At 69.5% G+C, this 13,592-nt stretch carries 15 protein-coding genes; 11 read left to right on the forward strand and 4 right to left on the reverse strand.

Annotation, left to right across the window (positions count from 1 at the left end):
• Positions 1-323: 323 nt before the first annotated feature.
• The 3 genes from D0901_RS12265 to D0901_RS12275 all read left to right on the forward strand — a co-directional run bounded on the left by D0901_RS12265 (position 324) and on the right by D0901_RS12275 (position 2,078).
• A complete protein-coding gene (locus D0901_RS12265; protein ID WP_129140640.1) occupies positions 324-665 on the forward strand; it encodes a histidine triad nucleotide-binding protein in 342 nt (113 codons plus the stop codon).
• A 159-nt stretch (positions 666-824) separates the two neighbouring features.
• Positions 825-1,466 (forward strand): 2-polyprenyl-3-methyl-6-methoxy-1,4-benzoquinone monooxygenase, encoded by a 642-nt coding sequence (gene coq7, locus D0901_RS12270; RefSeq protein WP_129140588.1) that lies wholly within the window; start codon positions 825-827, stop codon positions 1,464-1,466.
• Positions 1,467-1,472: 6 nt separating this feature from the next.
• Complete coding sequence (locus D0901_RS12275) at positions 1,473-2,078, forward strand: DNA-3-methyladenine glycosylase family protein (RefSeq protein WP_129140589.1); 606 nt, start codon at positions 1,473-1,475, stop codon at positions 2,076-2,078.
• Between the two features lie 77 nt (positions 2,079-2,155).
• On the opposite strand, the gene D0901_RS12280 is transcribed toward D0901_RS12275, so the two are convergent.
• The 3 genes from D0901_RS12280 to D0901_RS12290 all read right to left on the reverse strand — a co-directional run bounded on the left by D0901_RS12280 (position 2,156) and on the right by D0901_RS12290 (position 4,348).
• On the reverse strand, positions 2,156-2,575 hold the full coding sequence (locus D0901_RS12280) for an OsmC family protein (RefSeq protein WP_129140590.1): 420 nt from the start codon (positions 2,573-2,575) through the stop codon (positions 2,156-2,158).
• Between the two features lie 67 nt (positions 2,576-2,642).
• Positions 2,643-3,317 carry an N-acetylmuramate alpha-1-phosphate uridylyltransferase MurU gene (gene murU, locus D0901_RS12285; RefSeq protein WP_129140591.1) on the reverse strand — a complete coding sequence of 225 codons (675 nt, stop codon included), beginning with the start codon at positions 3,315-3,317 and terminating at the stop codon, positions 2,643-2,645.
• On the reverse strand, positions 3,314-4,348 hold the full coding sequence (locus tag D0901_RS12290; protein WP_129140592.1) for an aminoglycoside phosphotransferase family protein: 1,035 nt from the start codon (positions 4,346-4,348) through the stop codon (positions 3,314-3,316). Before D0901_RS12290 ends, murU begins: the two co-directional genes overlap by 4 nt.
• Before the next feature lie 152 nt (positions 4,349-4,500).
• Between D0901_RS12290 and D0901_RS12295 the strand changes: the two genes are divergently transcribed.
• From D0901_RS12295 to D0901_RS12330, 8 genes are all read left to right on the forward strand, one after another.
• Positions 4,501-6,918 carry an LPS-assembly protein LptD gene (locus D0901_RS12295; protein ID WP_129140593.1) on the forward strand — a complete coding sequence of 806 codons (2,418 nt, stop codon included), beginning with the start codon at positions 4,501-4,503 and terminating at the stop codon, positions 6,916-6,918.
• A 15-nt stretch (positions 6,919-6,933) separates the two neighbouring features.
• The gene (locus tag D0901_RS12300) at positions 6,934-8,238 is read left to right on the forward strand and encodes a peptidylprolyl isomerase (protein WP_129140594.1); all 1,305 of its coding nucleotides are present in this window, start codon (positions 6,934-6,936) and stop codon (positions 8,236-8,238) included.
• Positions 8,238-9,263, forward strand: coding sequence for a 4-hydroxythreonine-4-phosphate dehydrogenase PdxA (pdxA, locus tag D0901_RS12305; RefSeq protein WP_129140595.1), 1,026 nt, complete (start codon positions 8,238-8,240; stop codon positions 9,261-9,263). Before D0901_RS12300 ends, pdxA begins: the two co-directional genes overlap by 1 nt.
• A 39-nt stretch (positions 9,264-9,302) precedes the next feature.
• The gene (gene rsmA / locus D0901_RS12310; protein WP_129140596.1) at positions 9,303-10,121 is read left to right on the forward strand and encodes a 16S rRNA (adenine(1518)-N(6)/adenine(1519)-N(6))-dimethyltransferase RsmA; all 819 of its coding nucleotides are present in this window, start codon (positions 9,303-9,305) and stop codon (positions 10,119-10,121) included.
• Positions 10,118-10,504 (forward strand): Co2+/Mg2+ efflux protein ApaG, encoded by a 387-nt coding sequence (gene apaG, locus D0901_RS12315; RefSeq protein ID WP_203234862.1) that lies wholly within the window; start codon positions 10,118-10,120, stop codon positions 10,502-10,504. The genes rsmA and apaG overlap by 4 nt, the downstream gene beginning before the upstream one ends.
• Positions 10,505-10,542: 38 nt before the next feature.
• Complete coding sequence (locus D0901_RS12320) at positions 10,543-11,367, forward strand: symmetrical bis(5'-nucleosyl)-tetraphosphatase (RefSeq protein ID WP_129140597.1); 825 nt, start codon at positions 10,543-10,545, stop codon at positions 11,365-11,367.
• A gap of 205 nt (positions 11,368-11,572) precedes the next feature.
• Positions 11,573-11,944 (forward strand): thiosulfate sulfurtransferase GlpE, encoded by a 372-nt coding sequence (gene glpE / locus D0901_RS12325; protein ID WP_129140598.1) that lies wholly within the window; start codon positions 11,573-11,575, stop codon positions 11,942-11,944.
• Positions 11,941-13,080 (forward strand): tRNA nucleotidyltransferase/poly(A) polymerase-related protein, encoded by a 1,140-nt coding sequence (locus D0901_RS12330; protein ID WP_129140599.1) that lies wholly within the window; start codon positions 11,941-11,943, stop codon positions 13,078-13,080. Before glpE ends, D0901_RS12330 begins: the two co-directional genes overlap by 4 nt.
• On the opposite strand, the gene D0901_RS12335 is transcribed toward D0901_RS12330, so the two are convergent.
• Positions 13,077-13,577: a 2-thiouracil desulfurase family protein gene (locus D0901_RS12335; RefSeq protein WP_129140600.1), complete on the reverse strand. Its 501-nt coding sequence runs from the start codon at positions 13,575-13,577 to the stop codon at positions 13,077-13,079. The two genes, D0901_RS12330 and D0901_RS12335, sit on opposite strands and share 4 nt — an antisense overlap.
• Between the last annotated feature and the right edge of the window lie 15 nt (positions 13,578-13,592).

Raw genomic sequence — 13,592 nt, forward strand, 5'->3', positions numbered from 1 at the left:
TCTCGCGGACACTGCTCAACATCGGCGGGGCCGAAGCGAAGTTTAATAGGGCCCGGCTATTGCGAAGATCGGCATTGCCCGAACGGGCGATGTCGCCCCGAGGGGCATCGAAGTCGCTATCGAAGCATCGAGTCTTCAGGCCGTCATTGGCCGCTGCCCTTGATCGCCGGGTGTCGTTACGCAACCCCGACGAGCGCATGCGGTTTTCGTGCCGAGACCGCCTGACCCACGGGTCAGCGCGTTACGGACTGACAACCTCGTCGTGAGGGGGTAACCTCATGGCAGACGCCTATCCCCAGTCACTGATCCAACCGGAGCGACGCATGGATTGCCTGTTCTGCAAGATGGTCAATCGCGACATCGAGCCCGACGTGGTCTACGAGGACGACCACGTGCTGGCCTTCAACGACATCGACCCCAAGGCGCCGCGTCACGTGCTGATCATTCCCAAGAAGCACATCGCGACGCTGAACGACATCGCGGAGGACGACCTCGCGCTCGTCGGACGGTTGCAGTACACCGCCGCCCGGCTGGCCAAGGAGTTCGGTTTCGCCGACGACGGCTATCGGGTGGTGATGAACTGCAATGAACACGGTGGCCAGTCGGTCTATCATATTCACATGCACCTGATGGGCGGCCGCCACTTCACCTGGCCGGCGGGGTAGCCGGCAAACGCCGAACCGGGCGCTCTTCGCAAGCGCGGTGCCATCGGGGCATGGCGGGCCGCTCGCGATCCCGTGTCACGCGCGGTCCTTCTCGTCCGTGGCCGGCTTGCCGGCCCGCTCGGCCCCGCTTCTCATCAAGGACGACCACAGGGAACCCCCATGCTCCGCAAGCTGACGCGTACCGACCAGTTGATCCACCAGTTCGATACCGTGCTGCGCACGCTGGTGCCGCATGCCGCCCAGCCGTCGCGCCCCTCACCGGCCGGCGACACCCGCGACGAGACGCTCGACGCGGACGCGCGCCGGCACGCCGCCGGGCTGATGCGCATCAACCACACCGGCGAGGTATGCGCCCAGGCCCTCTACCAGGGCCAGGGGATGACCGCTCAGCTCGCCGATGTCCGCACACAGATGGAACAGGCCGCTCAGGAAGAGATCGACCATCTGGCCTGGTGCGATGCGCGGCTCGTCGAGCTCGACGGCCGCACCAGCTATCTCAATCCGCTGTTCTACGCCGCCTCCTTCGGTATCGGCGCCGTGGCCGGCGCGGTCGGCGACCGGGTCAGCCTGGGCTTCGTCAACGCCACCGAGGAGCAGGTCGGCAAGCATCTCGACGACCATCTGGAAAAGCTGCCCATGGGTGACCGGCGTTCGCGAGCGATCCTCGAGCAGATGCGCGAGGACGAGGCCCATCATGCCCGCTGGGCGCTGGAAGCCGGCGGCAAGCGCTTTCCGGCGCCGGTCAAGTTCGGCATGTCGTTGATGTCGAAGGTGATGACCCAGAGCGTCTACCGGCTCTGAATCGACATGTCGCAGGTCGTCCATGAACGCTTCGTGGCGATCGCCGAGACGCTGAGTCCGGCGCTCGCCGAGGCCTTCGCCCGCGGCGGGCCGGTGAACTTCCGGCCCGACGACTCCCAGCCGCTCGCCGAGCGGCTGTGTCGTTCCGTGGCCGGGCAGCAGTTGTCGGTCAAGGCGGCGGGGACGATCTGGCGGCGTGTCGTCGAAGCGGCGGGCGACACCCCGCTGACCGACTTCCTGGCCGAGGCCGATGGCGAGGCGCTACGTGCCTGTGGCCTGTCGGCGGCCAAGTGTCGGGCGGTCGGTGCCATCGCCGAGCAGGCACGCCTGGGCGGGCTCGATACCGAGACGCTGCGCGAACTCGATTATCCCGAGCGCTCGCGTCGGCTCACCGCGCTGTGGGGCGTGGGGCAGTGGACCGCGGACATGATCTCGATCTTCCACTTCGGCGACGAGGACGTCTGGCCCGACGGCGACGTCGCCGCCCGTAAGACCCTGATTCGCTTGACCAGCCCGCGGCGCAAGACGACGCGTACCGCCGCGCGCTTCGCGCCGCACCGTTCGTGGCTGGCGCTGTATCTGTGGCGGCACGTCGACGCGCCGCCACTATAGGTGCTCTTTCCCTGGAGGGCGTTCACAAAACCGGCGAGCGACGGCCGGGCCGGGGCGCGCCGCCCGCAGTCCGCCGCTTACGCGTCGACGATCTCGTAGGAATGGGACATCTCGACGCCGCCCTGGGCGAGCATGATCGAGGCGCTGCAGTACTTGTCGGCGGAGAGCTCGACGGCGCGCTTGACCTGCTTGTCCTTGAGTCCCGTGCCGGTGACCGTGAAGTGCACGTGAATCTTCGTGAACACGCTGGGCACGGCGTCGGCGCGCTCGGCCTCGACCGCGGCCACGCAGTCGCTGACCGGGGCGCGGGATTTCTCGAGGATCTCCAGCACGTCGAACGAGGTGCAGGCGCCGAGTCCCATCAGCAGCATTTCCATGGGTCTGGGGCCGGTGTTGCGGCCGCCGTGATCCGGCGGCCCATCGATGACCACGCTGTGGCCGCTGCCGGATTCGGCGACGAACTGGCGACCATCGGTCCATTTGACGCTGGCTTTCATGAGCGGACGATCCTCTGACAGGAGTGGACGAAAGAGCCGGGCAGCATAGCAGGTGCGCGACGCCGGCTCAGCCCGGCGATGGCGCGCGCAGCCGGGCGTCGAGTTCGGCGAGGCGCTGTGGGGTGCCGACGTCGACCCAATGACCCCGGTGATGCACGCCGGCGACGCGATCGGTGTCCATCGCCTCGCGCAGCAGCGGGGCGAGCTTGAAGGCCGCCTCGTCATGGCCGGCGACCAGCGCCGGATCGATCAGGGCGATGCCGGCATAGGTCAGCCGCGGCTCGCCCTGGGCATGGACGCGACCCGCCGGGTCGAGAGAGAAGTCGCCTTGCGGGTGGTGCGTGGGGTTGTCGACCAGCACCAGCCGCGCGAGATCGCCGTCGAGCGGTGCCAGCCAGCGCCGGTCCAGTTCGCACCAGACGTCGCCGTTGACCAGCAGGAAGGGCGCCTCGCCCAACAGTGGCAGGGCGTTGCGGATGCCGCCGCCGGTCTCCAGCGGGGTCGTCTCGCGGCTCCAGCGGATCGTCACGCCGTAGGCCGCGCCGTCACCGAGTGCCGCGACGATCTGCTCGGCACGGTAGCTGACGTTGATCACCACCTCGTGGATGCCCAGCGCCGCCAGCCGTTCGAGGTGATGGCCGATCAGTGGCTTGCCGCCGGCCTCGAGCAGCGGCTTGGGGCAGTGATCGGTGAGGGGGCGCATCCGCGTGCCGAGCCCGGCGGCGAGCAGCATGGCCTTCACGCGGCGACCTCCCCGCGAGCGGCGAGTTCGCGCGCCAGCGCCGGGGCGAAGTCGCTTTCCAGCCAGCCCGCGAAATCGGCGAACGCCGGCCAGGGCGCCAGGCTGTCGCGCAGGTGATCGAGAAAGTGCGGCAGGCGGGCCAGGTAGCCGGCCCTGGCATCGCGCAGGGTCAGCCGGCAGAAGATGCCCAGCACCTTGAGCGAACGCTGGGCGGCCATGGCATCGGCCTGATGCAGGAACGCCTCGGCGTCGAGCTGGCCGCTGAGGCGGCCGTCGAGCACGGCGGTCCGGCGGAAGGCCTCGACGCGCGCGCGGAAGGCCTCGCGGGGCAAGCGCCGGTAGCGCCCGCGCAGCAGCGAGATCAGATCGTAGCTCAGCGGCCCGTGGACGGCGTCCTGGAAGTCGATCAGCCACAGCCGGTCGCGATGGCACATCAGGTTCATGGCGTCGTAGTCGCGGTGCACGGTGACGCGCGGCTGTGTCAGCGCCGTGTCGATCAGCCGGGCGCGCAGCTCCGGCCAGGCGGCGGGCACCGGCAGCGCCAGGAGCTGCCCCAGGCACCATTCGGGGAAGAGGTCGAGTTCGCGGCCCAGCAGGGCGGCATCGTAGTCGGGCAGCGCCCCAGCGGGGGCGACGTTCTGCAGTTCGGCGAGCAGGGCCAGGGCGTCGTCGTAGTGTGCATCATCGGCCGCCGTATCGGCCCCCAGGCAGGTATGCAGCGGCGTGTCGCCGAGATCCTCGAGTTCGATGAAGCCGGCGTCCAGGTCGACGGCGTGGAGCGCCGGCACCGCCAGCCCGGCCCGGCGCCACGCCTCGGCGATGGTGACGAAAGGGCGGCTGTTCTCCTTGTCGGGCGGGGCGTCCATGACGATGCGGGTCTCGCCCGAGTCGAGCCATAGCCGGTAGTAGCGCCGGAAGCTGGCGTCGCCGGCGGCGAGTTCGAGCCGCAGGCGCTGCGGCGGCAACTGGTGGCGCCCGCCGGCCCAGTCGCGCAGGGCCTCAAGGCGGGTGGTTTGTCGCGCGTCGGACATGCGTTCTCCTTCGGTTGACGGGGTCGGTCGGCCGCCGCATGCTGAGGGCCCTGCTCTGTTCCGCATCTCCGCGTCCACGCCTGCGCTCGGGGAGGACGTGCGGCACGGGGACTGTATAATACCGATTCCAACCGCCAAGGACACGAGGACCCATGGGCAAGCGATTGTTATGGACTGCCCTGGCCGGCCTGGTTACCCACAGTGCCCAGGCCGCCCCGCCCGAGCCGTTGCCGGCGGACCAACTCGACTTTCAGCCCTGGGGCGAGGACGCGCCGGCCGATGCCCTGTGTCGCGGGCGCTACGTGATGCCCGCGTATCGCCTGGCGCCGGGCGATACGCCTCGCGAGGTGCGTTCCACGTCCGATGAGGCCGAATACGGCGAGACGGGCGAGACGCTCCTGCGCGGCGAGGTGATCCTGCGTCGCGACAGCAGCCAGCTCGAGGCGCCGCGGGTGCGGGTCAACGCCGCCCGCGACACGGCGTTCGCCGAGGGCCCGCTCACCCTGCGCGATCGCAATGTCCTGGTGCGCGGCGGTGACGGGCAGGTGTCGCTCGACAGCGATGCCGCCCAGATCGATACGGCGCACTACGTGCTCCACGGCCAGCACCTGCGCGGCGACGCCGTGCAACTCGCCCGTCTCGAGGATGGTCGCTATCGGCTGCGCGAAGCCAGCTTCACCACCTGCGACCCCGGCAGCCGCTTGTGGCGCGTGGTGGGCAACGACGTGCTCCTCGACCGCGAGGCCGGGTACGGCACGGCCCGGAACGCCCGGCTGGAAGTGGGTCGGGTGCCGGTCTTCTACTGGCCCTGGGTCCGCTTCCCCCTCGACGATCGCCGTCAGTCGGGCTTTCTATGGCCGACGCTGGGGTTCTCGAACGATGGGGTCGATTACGCGCAACCCTACTACTTCAACCTGGCGCCCAACTACGACGCCACCCTGACGCCGCGCTGGATCGGCAATCACGGCGAGATGCTCGGCGGCGAGTTCCGCTATCTGTTCGGTAGCGACGCCGGCCGGGTCGAGGGCGCCTATCTGGCCAACGACAAGGGCGGGGCGAGTTCCAACCCCAACGACCCCGACGACGCCTTCGAGGGCGAGGATCGCTGGTACCTCGACTATCGCCACGCCGGCAGCGTCTCGCCGCGTACCCGTTATGCGCTGCGTTACGGGGCGGCCAGCGACGGCCGCTACTTCGACGATTTCGGTCGCAGCTTCGCCGAGCAGGAAACCGACTACATGGAGCGGCTCGCCCAGCTCGATTACAGCGGCGATACCTGGCAGCTCCAGGCCAAGGCGCAGGGCTACCAGAAGCTCGACTACCCGCTGCTCGATCGCGACAAGCCCTTCTACCGGCTGCCCAGCCTGACCGCCAATGCCCGCTGGTCACAGGGCGGCTTCTACGAGCAGTGGCTGTCGAACGTCACCTACTTCTGGCGCGACGTCGACGAGACCCAGGTGCCGAGCCGCGAAGCGGCGACCGGCACCCGGCTGCACCTGGCGCCGGCCTTCGGCTGGCGCGGCGAGCCGAGCTGGGGCTTTCTCGAGCCCCGCCTGCAGCTCTGGCACAGCCAGTACCAGCTGGATTACGGCAATCGCGACACCGATCGCGACACCCGGTTGAGCCTCACGGTGCCGGTCTACTCGCTCGACTCGGGGCTGGTCTTCGAGCGCGACACCCAACTGTTCGGCGACGCCTGGCGCCAGACCCTGGAGCCGCGGCTCTACTACGCCTACGTGCCCGAGCGCGACCAGAGCGAATTCCCGGACTTCGACACCGACGAGCAGGCGATCTCCTACGGCCAGCTGTGGTCGCCTTTCCGTTTTTCGGGCAGCGATCGCATCGGCGATACCAACAAGCTCTCCTACGGGGCAGCGACGCGCTTTCTCGAGGACGACAGCGGCCGCCAGCGCTTCTCGCTGGCCGTCGGTCAGAGCGCCTACTTCTCCGATCGCAACATCGACATGGGCGGCGATCCTGACACCCTGCCCAGCCGGGAGGACGACTACCAGGCCTGGTACAACGCCACCCGTGACCATTCGCCGGTGATCACCCAGCTCGACTGGCAGCTCAGCGATCACTGGAGCACCCGCTACGAGTGGTTCTACGATCCGCATCGCTCGCTCACCGAGCGCACCGCCGCCTACCTGCGCTATTGGCATCCCGAGGGCCACGTGCTCAACCTGGGCTATGTCTGGCAGCTCGAAGGCTTCGACCCCTCGGCGGAGGACGAGGACCGCCTCGGTTACGATCGCGAGGATTTCGACGTCTCGTTCGCCTACCGCTTCGGCGCCAAGCTCGACCTGATCGGCCGCTACACCTACGACAACACCAACAGCCGGTCGCTCGACCAACTGGTCGGCGTGCAGTGGAACGACTGCTGTTACGGGGTCCAGGTCGCCTGGCGCGAATGGGTCGAGGACAACGACACCGCCAACACCATCGCCGACGACTACACCGATCGCGGGCTGTTCCTGCGATTCGTCTTCAAGGGCCTGGGGGGTGTCGGACAGGGAACCGACGCATTCTTCGAGCAGTCCATTCCCGGATACCAACCGGCCCCACTCTGATCTACGAGGTTATTCATGCGCAGAGGTCTGTTAGCTTCATTGAGTCTGGCGCTTTTGCTGGTCCTGCCCGGCGTGGCGGCGGCCGTCGAGCAGCCGCTCGACCGTATCGTCGCGGTGGTCAACGACGACGCCATCATGGCCAGCGAACTCGCCGATCGCGTCGCCCAGGCGCGTAGCCAGCTGGCGCAGCGCAATATCTCGATGCCCTCCGACGCGGTGCTGCGCAAGCAGGTGCTCGATCGCATGGTGGTCGAGCAGATCCAGCTGCAGATGGCCAGGAAGGCCAATCTGACCGTCGACGACACCCAGCTCAATCGCGCCGTGCGCTCGATCGCCCAGAACAACGGCATGACGCTCGATCAGTTCGCCGACGCCCTGGAGCGCGACGGCCTGTCGCTGGCCGACGTGCGTGAGCAGGTGCGCCGCGAGATGCTGATCCGTCAGGTCCAGCAGCGCCGTGTGGCCAGTCAGGTCAAGATCTCCGACCAGGAGGTCGATCGTTATCTGACCCAGCAGGGTGGCGATCGCAACGTCCGCTACGAGCTCGGCCATATCCTGGTGGCCCTGCCGCAGTCGCCGTCGCCGGATGCGGTCAAGCAGGCCCAGCAGCGTGCCCGGGCACTCTATCGCCAGCTGCAGGACGGGGCCGACTTCGCCGATCTGGCAGCGGCCGAGTCCGACGGCGCCAACGCCCTGCAGGGCGGCAACCTGGGCTGGCGCAGCGGCGCCGAGCTGCCCACGGTGTTCGCCGACGTGGTGCCGCAGCTCGATGTCGGTCAGGTCAGCGAGCCGATCCGCAGCCCCAGCGGCTTCCATCTGGTCAAGCTGCTCGACCGCAAGGGTGGCGATGCACAGCAGAAGGCGGTGGTTCAGGAGCAGAAGATCCGCCACATCCTGATCCAGACCAACCCCAACCGCGACGACGACGAGGCACGGCGCCTCGCCGAACAGGCGCGGCAGCGGATCGTCAACGGCGAGGACTTCGCCAGCGTCGCCCAGCAGGTCAGCGATGATCGCGGCAGCGCGCTCAACGGCGGCGAGCTGGGCTGGGTGCGTCCAGGTCAGATGGTCCCGGCCTTCGAGGACGCCGCCAACGATCTGGCGGTCGGCGAGATCAGCCAGCCGGTGCGCTCGCGCTACGGCTACCACATCATCCAGGTCGAGGACCGCCGCCAGCGCGACGTCAGCGGCGAGACCCAGCGCGACGAGGTCCGCCAGACGCTGTTCCAGCGCAAGGTCAACGACGAGCTCGAGGCCTGGCTGCAGCAGATTCGCGCCGAGGCCTACGTCGACGAACGCCTCGACGATCAGGGCGCGTGATGCCAGGCCCCGTTCTGGCCCTGACCACCGGCGAGCCGGCCGGCATCGGCCCCGACCTGGCGGTCATGCTGGCCGCGGACGGCCAGGCGCTTCCCGGCCGGGTCGTCGCCATCGGCGACCCCGGGCTGCTCGCCGACCGCGCCCGGCGGTTGGGTCTGACGCTCACGCTCGAGCCCTGCGACCCGGCTGCGGCGCTGCCCGCACCACGACCCGGGGTCCTGCCGGTGTGGCCGGTGGCGCTGGCGGCGCCGGTCGCGCCCGGCGTGCTCGAGGCGGCCAACGCGGGGTACGTGCTCGAGACGCTCGACGTGGCCATCGCCGCCTGTCGCGACGGCCGGGCCGGGGCGATGGTCACCGCGCCGTTGCACAAGGGCGTGATCATCGACGGCGGTCACCCCGGCTTCACCGGCCACACCGAGTACCTGCGCGATGCCTGCGGCGTCGACGAGGTGGTGATGATGCTGGCCACGCGGCTCGATCACGGCGACGGCTCCCGGGCGTTGCGTGTCGCCCTGGCCACTACCCACCTGCCGCTGCGCGAGGTGGCCGAGGCCATCGACGCGGACGGCCTGACACGCGTGCTGACGATCCTCGCGGCGGATCTCGAGCGCCACTTCGGTATCGGGCGACCGCGCATCGCCGTCTGCGGCCTCAATCCCCATGCCGGCGAGGGCGGGCATCTGGGGCGCGAGGAGATCGAGGTCATCGAGCCGACCCTGGCCCGGCTGCGCGAGACCGGGCTCGACCTGCGCGGACCGCTGCCGGCGGACACCCTGTTCACGCCGGCGCGCCTGGCGGATATCGATGCGGTACTGGCGATGTATCATGACCAGGGCCTGCCGGTACTCAAGTACGCCGGTTTCGGCCGGGCCGCCAACATCACCCTGGGGCTGCCGATCATCCGCACCTCGGTGGATCACGGCACGGCGCTGGACCTGGCCGGCAGCGGTCGCATCGACGACGGCAGCCTGCGCGTGGCGCTGGCGATGGCCGCCGACATGGCCACGGCCGCCGGCGCCGGCTGACACCCGGGCATTCGTTCGTTCACAAGGACTCCATTGAGTATGTCCCCAAGCTCTTCCGAGCCACGGCTTTCGCATCGCGCCCGTAAGCGCTTCGGCCAGAACTTCCTGCGCGATCCGGGGGTGATCTCGCGCATCGTCCGCGCCATCGCTCCGCGGCCGGGGCAGCGGCTGGTCGAAATCGGCCCGGGGCAGGGCGCCTTGACCGAGCCGTTGGTCGACGCCGCCGGCGGCGTGCTCGAGGTGGTCGAGCTCGACCGCGACCTGATCCCCGGGCTGCGGGTGCAGTTCTTCAACTACCCGCACTTCGTGATCCACGAGGGCGATGCCCTGAGCCTGGACTTCGCCGCGCTGCGCGGCGAGGGCGAGCCGTTGCGGGTGGTCGGCAACCTGCCCTACAACATCTCCACGCCGCTGATCTTCCATCTGCTGACGGCGCGCGAATCGATCGCCGACATGCACTTCATGCTGCAGAAGGAGGTCGTCGATCGCCTCGCCGCCACGCCGGGCAGTGCCGACTGGGGGCGGCTGTCGATCATGACCCAGTATCACTGCCGCGTGGACGCGCTGTTCGTGGTGCCGCCGGAGGCCTTCGTGCCGCGTCCCAAGGTCGACTCGGCGATCGTGCGCCTGGTGCCGCATGCCGAGCTGCCGTCGCCGGCCCGTGACGAGGCGCTGTTCGCCGATGTGGTGCGCGAGGCCTTCGGCCAGCGGCGCAAGACGCTGCGCAACAACCTCAAGGGGCGGCTGTCCGGCGAGGCGCTGGAGGCGCTGGGTATCGATCCGTCACGCCGCCCGCAGACCCTGAGCGTGGCCGAACTGGTCACGATCGCCAATCATCTGGCCGGAGAGACGCCTTGAGCGAGGAGTTGAGCGACGCCATCCACGTCGACGTGGAGCCGAGCTACCGGGCCGACGAGTCGTCGCCCGCCGAGCAGCGTTACGTGTTCAGTTACACCATCACCGTGCACAATCATTCGTCGCGGGCGGTCCAGTTGCTGGCGCGCCACTGGACGATCACCCAGGGTAGCGGCAAGGTCCAGGAGGTGCGCGGCAAGGGGGTGGTCGGCAAGCAGCCGCTGATCGCCCCGGGCCAGACCTTTCGCTACACCAGCCGCGCGGTGCTGGATGGCCCGGTCGGGGTGATGGAGGGCGATTACACCTGCGTCGACACCGCCAGCCAGCGGCCCTTCGAGGTGCCCATCGCGCCGTTTCGCCTGGCCGGGCCCAATCAGGTGCACTGACCCACCAGGCTTTCTACCATCGGCAACGCGAGGACCCCATGCCCACCTATGCCATCGGAGACCTTCAGGGCTGCTACGCCGAGTTCTTGGCCCTGCTCGAGCGGCTCAGCTTCGACCCGCGTCGCGACCGCCTGTGGATCGCCGGTGACCTGGTCAACCGCGGGCCGGCGTCGTTGGCCTGCCTGCGCGAGGTCGAGCAACTCGGCGATTCGGCCCGGGTGGTGCTCGGCAACCACGACCTGCACCTGCTTGCGGTCGCCCGCGGCGGCATGACCGAGAAGCGCAAGGATACCCTGTCGGGGATCCTCGCGGCCGACGATCGCGAGCGGCTGCTCGACTGGTTGCAGAGCCGTCCGCTGTGGGTCGACGACGGCAGCGATTCCCCTCGCCGGACGCTGATGACCCACGCCGGGCTGTTGCCCCGGTGGCGTCTCGATCAGGCCCGCGACCTGGCCGGCGAGGTCGAGGCCAGGCTGGGCGGCGAACGTGCCGGCGAATTTCTCGAGCGCCTGTACGGCAACGAGCCGGCGTGCTGGCGCGACGATCTTGCCGGTATCGACCGCCTGCGGGCGATCGTCAACGTCTTCACGCGGATGCGCTTCATCGCCGCCGACGGCACCCTGGACTTCGCCGCCAAGGAGGGGCTGGACTCGGCGCCGGCCGGCTTCGCGCCCTGGTTCACCTATGCGCGCGACGATGATCCCCGTATCCTGTTCGGCCACTGGGCGGCCCTGGAAGGACGCACGCCCGGCGCCGCGGTTCGTGCCGAGGCGCTGGATACCGGGTGCGTCTGGGGCGGCAGCCTCACCGCCCTCGACCTGGACAGCGGCGCGCGGATCAGCGAGCCGAGCCATCTCAAGTAAGAACTCATTTCTAAACCCTCTGACTATGGGCGCCGGGGGCAGGGCAAAGCGAGGGTCCTTTGCCATGGATGGCAAAGGTAGTGCCCAGGGAGGGGTTTACAGCGCCCTGCGACGCCCTGCCGCCGGAAAAGCCCATTTCGCCGGTTGTTAAAGGCGTTTTAAGTGGCGCCAGCGCCCGACTACCGCCCATGCCTCAGGAGGCCCCATGCCGCAACCCGCCTTCGAACACCTCGATCACCTCGCCCTGGAAAGCTGGCTGGACGGCGAGGTCTCGCCGGGCGACGTTTCGCCGGGCGACGCATCGCCGGGTGCCGCGCCGACCGTGATCGACATCCGCGACCCGTTGAGCTTCTCGCGGGGGCACATCCCCGGTAGTCGTCACGTCGACAACGCCACCGTCGGCGAATTGATCGACGAGACCGCCCACGATACGCCGCTGGTGGTGGTCTGCTATCACGGTCACTCCAGCCAGCAGGCCGCCGCCTGGCTCGCCGGCCAGGGCTTCGAGCGGGTCTACAGCCTGGATGGCGGCTTCACCGAATGGGAGCACCGCCACCCGCATCGGGTCGAGCGATGAGTCGCGACCGGCGTCTCGCGGGGCTCGAGGTCTACCGGGTCGGTGGCGCCGTGCGCGATGCCCGGCTCGGCTGGCCGGTGGTCGACCAGGACTGGGTGGTGGTCGGCGCCACGCCCGAGGCGATGACGCGGCGCGGCTTCAAGCCGGTGGGGCGCGACTTCCCGGTGTTCCTGCACCCCGAGACCCACGAGGAGTACGCCCTGGCGCGCACCGAGCGCAAGCAGGGCCATGGCTACACCGGCTTCGTGGTGCATGCCGATCCCTCGGTGACCCTCGAGGAGGATCTCGAGCGGCGCGACCTGACCATCAATGCCATGGCCGAGTCGCCGGAGGGGGCGCTGATCGACCCCTTCCACGGCCGCGACGATCTCGAGGCACGGCGGCTGCGTCACGTTTCACCGGCCTTCGTCGAGGACCCGCTGCGCGTGCTGCGCACGGCGCGCTTCCTGGCGCGCTATCGGGGGCTGGGGTTCCAGGTCGCCGACGAGACCCAGGCGCTGATGCGCCGGCTGGCCGAGAGCGGCGAGCTCGCCCACCTGGTCGCCGAGCGGGTCTGGACCGAGACCGAGAAGGCCCTCGGCGAACCCTGTCCGCAGGCCTATTTCGCATGTCTCGACGCGTGCGGCGCGCTGATGGTGCTGATGCCCGAGCTGTGCGCCGATCTCGAGACGGCGCTGGCGCGGCTCGACCGTCTGCCGGACACCGAGGCCGGCATGCCGGCGCAGTGGCGCTGGGCGCGGCTCTGCGAGCACCTCGACGACGGCGAGCGGGAAGCGTTGCAGGCGCGGCTCAAGGTACCCAATGCCTACACGGACCTGGCCCGTCAGGTGGCGCTGACCCGACGGCTGTGGCGGGCGGCGGCGACGCCCTCGGCACTGACGGCCGAGCGGCTGCGCAGCTGGTTCGACGGCATCGACGCCTGGCGGCGCAGCGAGCGGGTCGCGCCGCTGCTGGCGCTGCTCGAGCGCGAGAACGCCGCGCTGGCCGCGTGCGCCGAACGGGCCTGGCGGGCGGCGGCGGCGGTGTCGCCGCGGGCACTGCTCGACGAGGGCTTGCGTGGCGGCGAACTGGGCGCGGAGCTTGCCCGGCGGCGCCAGGGCGCGATCGCCGGGGCGCTGGAAGCGAGCGAAGGTTAACCGCCACCGGCCTCCAATTCGGCGAGCCGCTCGGCCAGGGCGTCGAAGCGCGTCTCGTCGAAGACCTCGATGCCGGCCTGACGGCACAGGCTGGCAAAGACGCCGTCACCGGCGCGCTTCCCACCCGAGAATTGCCCATCGTGAATCGTCCCGCTGCCACAACTGGGGCTGTTCGCCTTGAGCAGGGCGAGTCTCACGCCGGCCTGTTGTGCCTGCTGCAGTGCCTTGTGGGCACCATCGACGAAGGCCGTGTCGTAGCGCCTTCCCCGGTCGTCGACCACCTGGGCATCGCCGGTCAGCACGTCGCGGCCATCGCCGCCGACGATCTCGGCGGCGGGGCGCGGTACCGGCAGGCCGCCCAGACATTCGGGGCAGACGACGAGGCAGCGTCCCTCGCGTCGCCAGGTCTCGAGGCGCTCGCGGGCCAGTCGCTTGTGGCCGCCGTCGAAGCGAACCGGCTCGCCGAGCAGGCAGGCGCTGATCAGTAGACGTTGCATCGTCGGGCTCCTCTC

The organism is Modicisalibacter coralii (genome assembly GCF_004117855.1).
GTDB lineage: Bacteria > Pseudomonadota > Gammaproteobacteria > Pseudomonadales > Halomonadaceae > Modicisalibacter > Modicisalibacter coralii.

Coding starts and splice junctions, on each gene's coding strand:
- D0901_RS12280 (WP_129140590.1), bottom strand. CDS start 2,575: ATGAAAGCCAGCGTCAAATGGACCGATGGTCGCCAGTTCGTCGCCGAA.
- D0901_RS12265 (WP_129140640.1), top strand. CDS start 324: ATGGATTGCCTGTTCTGCAAGATGGTCAATCGCGACATCGAGCCCGAC.
- rsmA (WP_129140596.1), top strand. CDS start 9,303: ATGTCCCCAAGCTCTTCCGAGCCACGGCTTTCGCATCGCGCCCGTAAG.
- D0901_RS12320 (WP_129140597.1), top strand. CDS start 10,543: ATGCCCACCTATGCCATCGGAGACCTTCAGGGCTGCTACGCCGAGTTC.
- D0901_RS12335 (WP_129140600.1), bottom strand. CDS start 13,577: ATGCAACGTCTACTGATCAGCGCCTGCCTGCTCGGCGAGCCGGTTCGC.
- D0901_RS12275 (WP_129140589.1), top strand. CDS start 1,473: ATGTCGCAGGTCGTCCATGAACGCTTCGTGGCGATCGCCGAGACGCTG.
- pdxA (WP_129140595.1), top strand. CDS start 8,238: ATGCCAGGCCCCGTTCTGGCCCTGACCACCGGCGAGCCGGCCGGCATC.
- D0901_RS12330 (WP_129140599.1), top strand. CDS start 11,941: ATGAGTCGCGACCGGCGTCTCGCGGGGCTCGAGGTCTACCGGGTCGGT.
- D0901_RS12300 (WP_129140594.1), top strand. CDS start 6,934: ATGCGCAGAGGTCTGTTAGCTTCATTGAGTCTGGCGCTTTTGCTGGTC.
- D0901_RS12295 (WP_129140593.1), top strand. CDS start 4,501: ATGGGCAAGCGATTGTTATGGACTGCCCTGGCCGGCCTGGTTACCCAC.
- D0901_RS12290 (WP_129140592.1), bottom strand. CDS start 4,348: ATGTCCGACGCGCGACAAACCACCCGCCTTGAGGCCCTGCGCGACTGG.
- coq7 (WP_129140588.1), top strand. CDS start 825: ATGCTCCGCAAGCTGACGCGTACCGACCAGTTGATCCACCAGTTCGAT.
- glpE (WP_129140598.1), top strand. CDS start 11,573: ATGCCGCAACCCGCCTTCGAACACCTCGATCACCTCGCCCTGGAAAGC.